This window comes from Dietzia massiliensis (assembly GCF_018390595.1).
Classification (GTDB): domain Bacteria; phylum Actinomycetota; class Actinomycetes; order Mycobacteriales; family Mycobacteriaceae; genus Dietzia; species Dietzia massiliensis.
Genome location: NZ_JAHBAV010000027.1, coordinates 35,859 through 43,188, shown reverse-complemented (window position 1 = coordinate 43,188; position 7,330 = coordinate 35,859). Strand labels below are relative to the sequence as shown.

General features: G+C 73.7%; 7 protein-coding genes. 5 read left to right on the top strand and 2 right to left on the bottom strand.

The genetic code is table 11. From position 1 onward, the window contains the following. On the bottom strand, positions 1-1,523 hold a 1,523-nt coding region (locus KHA85_RS09360), incomplete at its 3' end, for a DEAD/DEAH box helicase (RefSeq protein ID WP_438802051.1). Between the two features lie 217 nt (positions 1,524-1,740). Here KHA85_RS09360 and KHA85_RS09355 point away from each other — a divergent pair. Continuing rightward, complete coding sequence (locus tag KHA85_RS09355) at positions 1,741-1,968, top strand: DUF3107 domain-containing protein (protein WP_007629751.1); 228 nt, start codon at positions 1,741-1,743, stop codon at positions 1,966-1,968. Positions 1,969-2,045: 77 nt separating this feature from the next. On the opposite strand, the gene KHA85_RS09350 is transcribed toward KHA85_RS09355, so the two are convergent. Further along, positions 2,046-2,705 carry a TetR/AcrR family transcriptional regulator gene (locus tag KHA85_RS09350; RefSeq protein WP_063973955.1) on the bottom strand — a complete coding sequence of 220 codons (660 nt, stop codon included), beginning with the start codon at positions 2,703-2,705 and terminating at the stop codon, positions 2,046-2,048. 162 nt (positions 2,706-2,867) lie between these two features. Between KHA85_RS09350 and KHA85_RS09345 the strand changes: the two genes are divergently transcribed. From KHA85_RS09345 to KHA85_RS09330, 4 genes are read left to right on the top strand one after another with little or no spacing between them, the layout of a single operon-like run. After that, on the top strand, positions 2,868-3,878 hold the full coding sequence (locus KHA85_RS09345; RefSeq protein ID WP_213185581.1) for a DUF3152 domain-containing protein: 1,011 nt from the start codon (positions 2,868-2,870) through the stop codon (positions 3,876-3,878). Then, a complete protein-coding gene (locus KHA85_RS09340; protein WP_236885436.1) occupies positions 3,875-5,119 on the top strand; it encodes a ThiF family adenylyltransferase in 1,245 nt (414 codons plus the stop codon). The genes KHA85_RS09345 and KHA85_RS09340 overlap by 4 nt, the downstream gene beginning before the upstream one ends. 26 nt (positions 5,120-5,145) lie before the next feature. Then, complete coding sequence (locus KHA85_RS09335) at positions 5,146-6,036, top strand: TIGR02569 family protein (protein WP_308936910.1); 891 nt, start codon at positions 5,146-5,148, stop codon at positions 6,034-6,036. Further along, positions 6,033-7,268 carry an MFS transporter gene (locus tag KHA85_RS09330; protein WP_213185578.1) on the top strand — a complete coding sequence of 412 codons (1,236 nt, stop codon included), beginning with the start codon at positions 6,033-6,035 and terminating at the stop codon, positions 7,266-7,268. The genes KHA85_RS09335 and KHA85_RS09330 overlap by 4 nt, the downstream gene beginning before the upstream one ends. The last annotated feature ends 62 nt before the right edge of the window (positions 7,269-7,330 follow it).

Below are 7,330 nucleotides of genomic sequence, written 5' to 3'. Positions count from 1 at the left end.
GAGTCCGCGTCGCCGGATGCGGTGGGGGAATCGGTGGCGGGGGCGGACGTCGAGGACGCGTCCTCTCCGGACCTGCCGCCGCGGGTGCGCCTGCGCGCGGGGCGCGATCCGGAGCCCGACTCGCGGCCGGACCCGCGAGCGCCACGGTCCTCGGTGCGGCGGCCGGACCCGGTGCCGGTGGGGGCGCCGATCCGCCCTCCGGCGCTCTCGGGGATGCCGAGGTCGCTGCGCAGGTGGGGCGAGGTGGAGTAGGTCTCGGCGGGCTCGCCGAAGTCGAGTCCGAGGGCCTTGTCGATCAGTCCCCAGCGGGGCAGGTCGTCCCAGTCGACGAGCGTCACCGCGACGCCTGTGCGTCCGGCGCGGCCGGTGCGGCCGATGCGGTGGACGTAGGTCTTCTCGTCCTCGGGGCACTGGTAGTTGATGACGTGGGTGACGTCGTCGACGTCGATGCCGCGGGCCGCGACGTCGGTGGCGACGAGGACGTCGACGTCGCCGGAGCGGAACGCCTTGAGCGACTTCTCACGCGCGCCCTGGCCGAGGTCGCCGTGGATCGCGCCCACGCGGAAGCCGCGCTCGGCGAGATCGTCGGCGAGCTTCTGGGCGGTGCGCTTGGTGCGGCAGAAGATCATGGTGGCCCCGCGGCCCTCGGCCTGCAGGATCCGCGCCACGACCTCGGGCTTGTCCAGCGAATGCGCCCGGTAGACGTGCTGGGTGGTGTTCTCGTGGGTCGCCCCGGAGTCGGCGGCCTCGGCGCGGATGTGCGTGGGCTTGGTGAGGAACGTGCGGGCCAGGGTGATGATCGGCCCCGGCATGGTGGCGGAGAAGAGCATGGTCTGCCGCTTCTCGGGCACCATGCGCAGCAGCTTCTCGATGTCCGGCAGGAAGCCCAGGTCGAGCATCTCGTCGGCCTCGTCCAGGACCAGGGCCTCGACCTTGCCGAGCACGAGCTTGGACTGGTTGGCCAGGTCGAGCAGGCGCCCGGGGGTGCCCACGACCACGTCGACGCCCTTCTCGAGCGCCTCGGTCTGCTGCTCGTACGGTGTGCCGCCGTAGATCGCGAGGACCTTGAGGGGGCGGGTGCCCGAGTCGGTGGGCGCGGTGAGCCCGGTGGCGGCGATCTTGAGGTCCTGGGTGACCTGGAGGCACAGCTCGCGGGTGGGCACGATCACCAGCGCGCGGGGCGTGCCGTCGAGTTCACGGGTCGCCTCGCCGGTGGAGATGCGGTGCAGGAGTGGAACGCCGAACCCGTAGGTCTTTCCCATGCCGGTGCGGGCCTGACCGATGAGGTCCGAGCCGGCCAGGGCGAGCGGAAGGGTGAGTTCCTGGATGGCGAACGTGTGGGTGATCCCGCGCTCGGCGAGGGCGGTGACGATCTCGGGTCGGACGCCGAGCTCGGCGAAGCTGGGGGAGGAGTCGGAGGAGGGGGCGTCGACGACCGCGGTCGTCGTGGCCATGCCGTCTACGTCTTCGGTGGTGACATCTGTGGTGGACAGGGCGGTGCCTTTCTCGTCTCGCGCGCGGATGGTGTCGGGCCGTCGGAGTTCGGCCTCGCGAGCGGGGCGCGCGCACATTTCCACGGGACCCGCCGTACCCGACGCCGGTGTGGCCGGGCGCGGAGAGCGGTCCACGTGCGCCCATCCTATCCCGTACCGCCGCCCCGGGCGGGGCTCGGGCTAGCCTGGGTCGCACGCATCATCGATGACGGCGTGACATGCGCCTACGACGAGAAGGGCAGGCACCGTGGAGGTCAAGATCGGCATCGCCGACAGCAACCGTGAGCTCGTGTTCAAGACCGGGATGGAGCCCGACGACGTGCACAAGCGCGTCGAGGCGGCCCTGACCGCGGACGCCAAGGCGATCCTCGAGCTCGAGGACGAGAAGGGCCGTCGCTACCTCGTGTCGACCGACCGGGTGGCGTATGTGGAGATCGGCGAGTCCGCCCGGCGACCGGTGGGCTTTTTGTCCTGACGCCGGCGACCGTCCGTCCGCCGACCGTCCGCCGAGCGTCCGCGCTCCCGGGCGGGCGGGCCGCGCGCGGCTCGGGGTCAGGCCTCGGGTGCGGGCCGGTCACCGCCGTGACGCGGGATCTTCGACAGGCCGCCCCAGCACAGGGTGACCGTGGTCGAGACCGCGTCCTCGCGTGGGATCGGCCGACCGGCGTCGAGCCAGTGGCCGGCGCTGACCCGGCTGGCGCCGACCAGCCCGACGGCGAGCAGACGCGATCGGTGCACGTCGAGACCGGAGTCCCCCCGCACCAGGTCGTGCACCGCGTCGATGCACCCCTCGGTGGCCCGGTCGAGTTCGCGGCGGACGTCCTCGTCCCCGGACTCCGAGTAGAAGACCAGCCGGAAGCCCCGGGTGTCGTTGTCGGCGTAGGCGAAGAACGTGTCGACGGCCGCCTCGACGCGGCGGCGGTTGTCGGAGGTCGAGTCGAGCGCGGCCCTGATCCGGCCGAGCAGCGCGTCCACGTGGTGGCGGAGGACCTCGATGTACAGGTCCCGCTTGGAGTCGAAATGCTGGTACAACACCGGTTTGGACACCCCGGCGAGGACGGCGATCTCGTCCATCCCGGAGGCGTGGAAACCCTGCTCGACGAACACCGTCCCGGCGGCGTCGATCAGCTGGCTTCGCCGCGCGCCGCGGGGGAGCCGGGCCGCTCGGGCGCGTCCCGGGGCGGCCGGGACCGGTCCGTCCGGGCTCGTCATCTGGTGGCTCCTTCTCCGCCCGGGCGAGAGTCGACAGCCGACCGGGTCAGACGGACAATACCTGCACCCGTGGAGTGCGGCGGGACGCGCCTCACCCGGCATGTGGGATCGTGGAGACGTGATCGGCAGCGGCCGATCGTCAGCGGACGTGGAGGTGTACGGATGAGCGACGGCCGTCGTCGGACGCCGGCCGGTGCGGAACCCGGCGCGCGTCAGCGGGCACCGTACTACCCGCCACACGGTGAGCCGCTGCGCGCGCCGTGGGACCCGGAGGAGTCGACCCCCGGTCGGCGCCGGTCGGTGCCCGGGTCCCGGGACCACCTGCGCAAGCAGACCCCGGTCGGGCGGTTCTTCGCCACGTGGGGCTGGCGCGCGTACGCGATCCCGGTGCTCGTGGTGCTCACCGCGCTCGTCATCGCCGACGCCGTCGTCTCGCCGGACGCGCGGCCGGACGACGGTGCCGTGCGGGCGCAGGAGACGCCGGCGATCGTCGGGGCGCCGGCGACCGGCGAGGTGCCGCCCAGCGGCGAGCTGCCCGAGGGTGGCCCGTTCGTCGAGGCGGCCAGCGGGGAGTTCCGGCTGGTGCCCGGCGGGACCGACCCGGTCGGGCGGCCGACGGCGGAGCAGTTCACCTACACGGTGGAGGTCGAGGACGGGATCGACACGGTCGACTTCGGCGGGGACGACTCGGTCGCCCGGATGATCGAAGCGACCCTGGCCAACCCCAAGAGCTGGACGGCCGACGGGGCCGTCGCCTTCCAACGCATCACCCGTGGCGAGCCCGCGTTCCGCGTCTCGTTGACCAGCCCCATGACCGTCCGCGAGAACTGCGGGTACGACATCGAGCTCGAGGCGAGCTGCTACAACTCGGCCACCGGACGCGTGTACCTCAACCTCGCGCGCTGGGTGCGGGGCGCGCGGTCGTTCGAGGGCGACATCGGCTCCTACCGGCAGTACCTCGTCAATCACGAGGTCGGGCACGCGATCGGCTTCCCGGCGCACGAGCCGTGCCCCGCGGACGGCGCCCTGGCGCCGATCATGATGCAGCAGACGTTCGGGGTGAACAACAGGGAGATCCACCGGTTGGACCCCGAGGGCGTGGTCCCGGACAACGACGACACGTGCCGGTACAACGCGTGGCCGTTCCCCGACGGCGCGCCGGTGGCGGGATGAGCGGCGTGGGCGGGTCGGCGGACCGGTCGCTGCCGCCGCTGGTGGACCCGGTGCCCGAGCTGAGCGCGGAGGAGAGGGCGCGGTACTCGCGGCACCTGTTGCTCGGGGCGATCGGCGACGAGGGGCAGCGGCGTCTGCGCGCCGCGTCGGTGTTCGTCGTGGGCGCGGGTGGCCTGGGCGCGCCGGTGCTCATGTACCTCGCCGCGGCCGGCGTCGGGCGGATCACGGTCGTCGACGACGACGAGGTGGACCTCGGCAACCTGCACCGGCAGGTGATCCACTCCGTGGCGGCGGTCGGCCGGCCGAAGGTGGACTCGGCGCGGGACCGGCTGGCCGAGTTGGCCCCGGGCGTCCGGGTCGACGCGGTGCACGCCAGGCTGGACGCGCTGAACATCGGCTCTCTGCTCGAGGGACACCACCTGGTGATCGACGGCAGTGATAACTTCGCGACCCGCTACCTGGTCTCCGACGCGTGCGAGATCGCCGGGATCCCGCTCATCTGGGGGACGATCGACCGGTTCCGGGCACAGCTCGCCGTGTTCTGGTCCCGCCCGCCCGCACCGGCCGAGGCGGTGACCCTGCGGGACCTGTACCCGGCGCCGCCGCCCGCGGGCTCGGTGCCCAGCTGCGCCGAGGCCGGGGTCGTGGGTGCGCTCTGCGGCACGGTCGGGTCGATGATGGCGATGGAGGCCGTCAAGCTCGTCACCGGGGCGGGGCGGTCCCTGCTCGGTCGTCTCGTCCTCATGGACCTGCTCGAGTCCACCAACCGGACGGTCACGGTCCGCCCGGACCCGTCGCGCGAGCCGGTCACCGAGCTGCCGGACGGCGCCGGGGACGTCTCCTGCGAGCTCCCGGATCCCGGGCTGCCGGAGGTGCCGACCGTATCCGCGACCGACCTCGCGGCGGAGCTGGCCGCGTCGGGACCGACCGGGTCGCCCGGGCTCGACGCGCCGGCGCCGGTCCTGGTGGACGTCCGTGGCGCCGGCGAGCGGTCGATCGCGAGGATCGACCCGTCCGTGTGGGTGCCGCTGGACTCGGTCGCCGAGGTCGCCGGGGACCCGACGGGCGTCCTCGGCCGGGCCGCCGAGCGCGGTCCGCTGGTCGTGTACTGCAAGTCCGGGGTCCGGTCGGCACGCGCCGCGGCGACCCTGGCGGCCGCCGGTTTCCCCGGCGTCCGGTCGCTCGCGGGCGGCATCGAGGCGTGGACACGCGACGTGGACCCGTCCCTGCCCGGGTACTGACGTCCGGGGTGGGTACCGTGGTCGGCGTGAACGACGTGACCGTCCCCGAGCACGTCCGCGGCGCCTTCGGCGTGGCGGACGGCGCGGCCTCCCCCGTGGCCGCCGGTTCCGGCACGGGCTGGCTGGTCCCCGCGGCGGGCGGCGCGGTGGTGCTGCGCCCCGTCGCTGACACGGCGCTGGCCAACTGGTCCGCCCGGGTGCGGGAGGAGCTCGACGTCACCGGGCTGCGTGTCTCGCTGCCGGTGCGGTCGCGCGACGGCCGGCACGTCGTCAGCGGGTGGCGTGCGGACCGGGCCGTGTCCGGTCGACCCGAGGCGCGTGCGGACGAGACCATCGCGTGGTCGGCCAGGATCAACGCCGCGCTCGCCGAGGTCGAACGCCCCCGGCTGGTCCGTCGGCCCGCGACGCGGCCGTGGTCCGAGTCCGACCTGTTCTCGTTCGCCGAGGCCGCCGCCTGGGACGGCGATCCCGAACACGATCTGGCGCCCGGGATGGAGGACCGTGGCACCCCGTTCGCCACCCACCGCGCGGCCGCCCTGCTCGGGGCCACCGGGCTCATCCGGCACCGCCGCCCGGTCGCGGACCCCGGTGCGGGTGTCGTCCACGGTGACCTCGCCCGGGGTCTGCTCTTCGACGCCTCCGCCGAGCCGGCGCTGACCGACGTCGTGCCCTACGCGCGGCCGGCGTCGTGGTCGGCGGCGGTCGTCGCCGTGGACCACTTGTCCTGGGGAACGGTCGACGCCGGCGTCCTCACCCGGTGGCGGCACCTCGAGCACTGGCCCCAGATGGTCCTGCGGGCGGCGGTGTTCCGTCTCGCGGTGCACGCGCTGCACCCGGGATCGAAGCCGGCGGCGATGGACGGTCTCCAGGCCATGGCCCGGCAGGTCGGCGAGTTCGTCGCGGACAGCGCCGCGTGAACGCCCGCTCAGCGCGGGCCGGAGCCCGCCGCGGCGCCGTCACGTTCCCTCTCGTCGCGTTCGTCGGCGTCGTCCTCGTCTCGCTGAACCTGCGCACCGCCGTCACCTCGCTCAGCCCGCTGCTCGGGGTGATCGACGCCGAGATCGGCCTCGGCGCCGCCGGCATGGGCCTGCTCGGGATGATCCCCACCCTCATGTTCGCGGTCTGGGGCGTGCTCACGCCGATGGTCCTCCGCAGGACGGGCCTCGAACTGCTCACCGTGCTGGCGATGGTCGCCGCCGCCGCGGGGCAGGTGATCCGGGCCGTCGCGCACGACCCGTGGGTGATGGGCGCGGGGTCGCTCGTCGCCCTGGCCGGGATGGGCATCGGCAACGTCGTCGCCCCGCCCCTGGTCAAGAAGTACTTCCCCCGGCACGTGGCGGCCGTGAGCATGGCCTACATCACCGGACTGCAGCTGGGCACGGTGGTGCCGGCGCTCGTGGCCGTGCGCGTCGAGGAGGCCGCCGGGTGGCGGGTCTCCATCGGCTGGTGGGCGGTGCTGGCGGTTGTCGCCGCCGTGCCGTGGATCGTCGAGATCCTGCGCCCGGGCACGCCGACCGACGCCCAGCGGCCCGCCGCCGGCACGCCGACCGCGCCCGAGCCGACCCGCGGTGTCCGCCCGTGGCGCTCTCCCGTCGGCGTGGCACTCGCCCTGTTCTTCGGCACGAACTCCCTGTGCACGTACGCGTTCTTCACCTGGCTCCCGGCCGTGGCGGAATCGATCGGCATGACGCGCGCGGAGGGCGGCCTGGCGCTGGCGGTGTACTCGGCGATCGGACTCGTCGCCGCCCTGGCCGTCCCCTACATCGCGGGCCGGTTCGAGGACCCGTACGCCGTCGTCGTCGTCTCCGTCGTGTCCTATCTGGGGGCCTTCGCCGGCCTGCTCTGGGCGCCCGACGTGGCCCCGTGGCTGTGGATCTGCCTACTCGGTGTGGGACCCAGCACGTTCCCGCTCTGCCTGACCCTGATCAATCTCCGCACCCGTACGCAGGCCGGCTCGGCCGCGCTGTCCGGCTTCTCCCAGGGCGTCGGGTACACCGCCGCGTGCCTCGGTCCCATCGTGTTCGGGATGCTGTTCGACGGCCCCGGGCTGGCGTCCGGGCTGGCGTTCATCACCGTCGTGCTGCTCCTCATGCTGATCGTGTCGCGGACCGCGTGCCGGCCGAACATGCTCGAGGACACCCTCCGCTGACGGTCGGCCGTCGTACCGGACCGGTCACTCCGGGCGGGGGTGCGATGTCGGAGTCGTGTGGT

Bases quoted from the DNA above. Each gene is read 5' to 3' on its own strand.
- KHA85_RS09350 (WP_063973955.1), bottom strand. From the start codon at position 2,705: ATGACGAGCCCGGACGGACCGGTCCCGGCCGCCCCGGGACGCGCCCGA.
- KHA85_RS09345 (WP_213185581.1), top strand. From the start codon at position 2,868: ATGAGCGACGGCCGTCGTCGGACGCCGGCCGGTGCGGAACCCGGCGCG.
- KHA85_RS09340 (WP_236885436.1), top strand. From the start codon at position 3,875: ATGAGCGGCGTGGGCGGGTCGGCGGACCGGTCGCTGCCGCCGCTGGTG.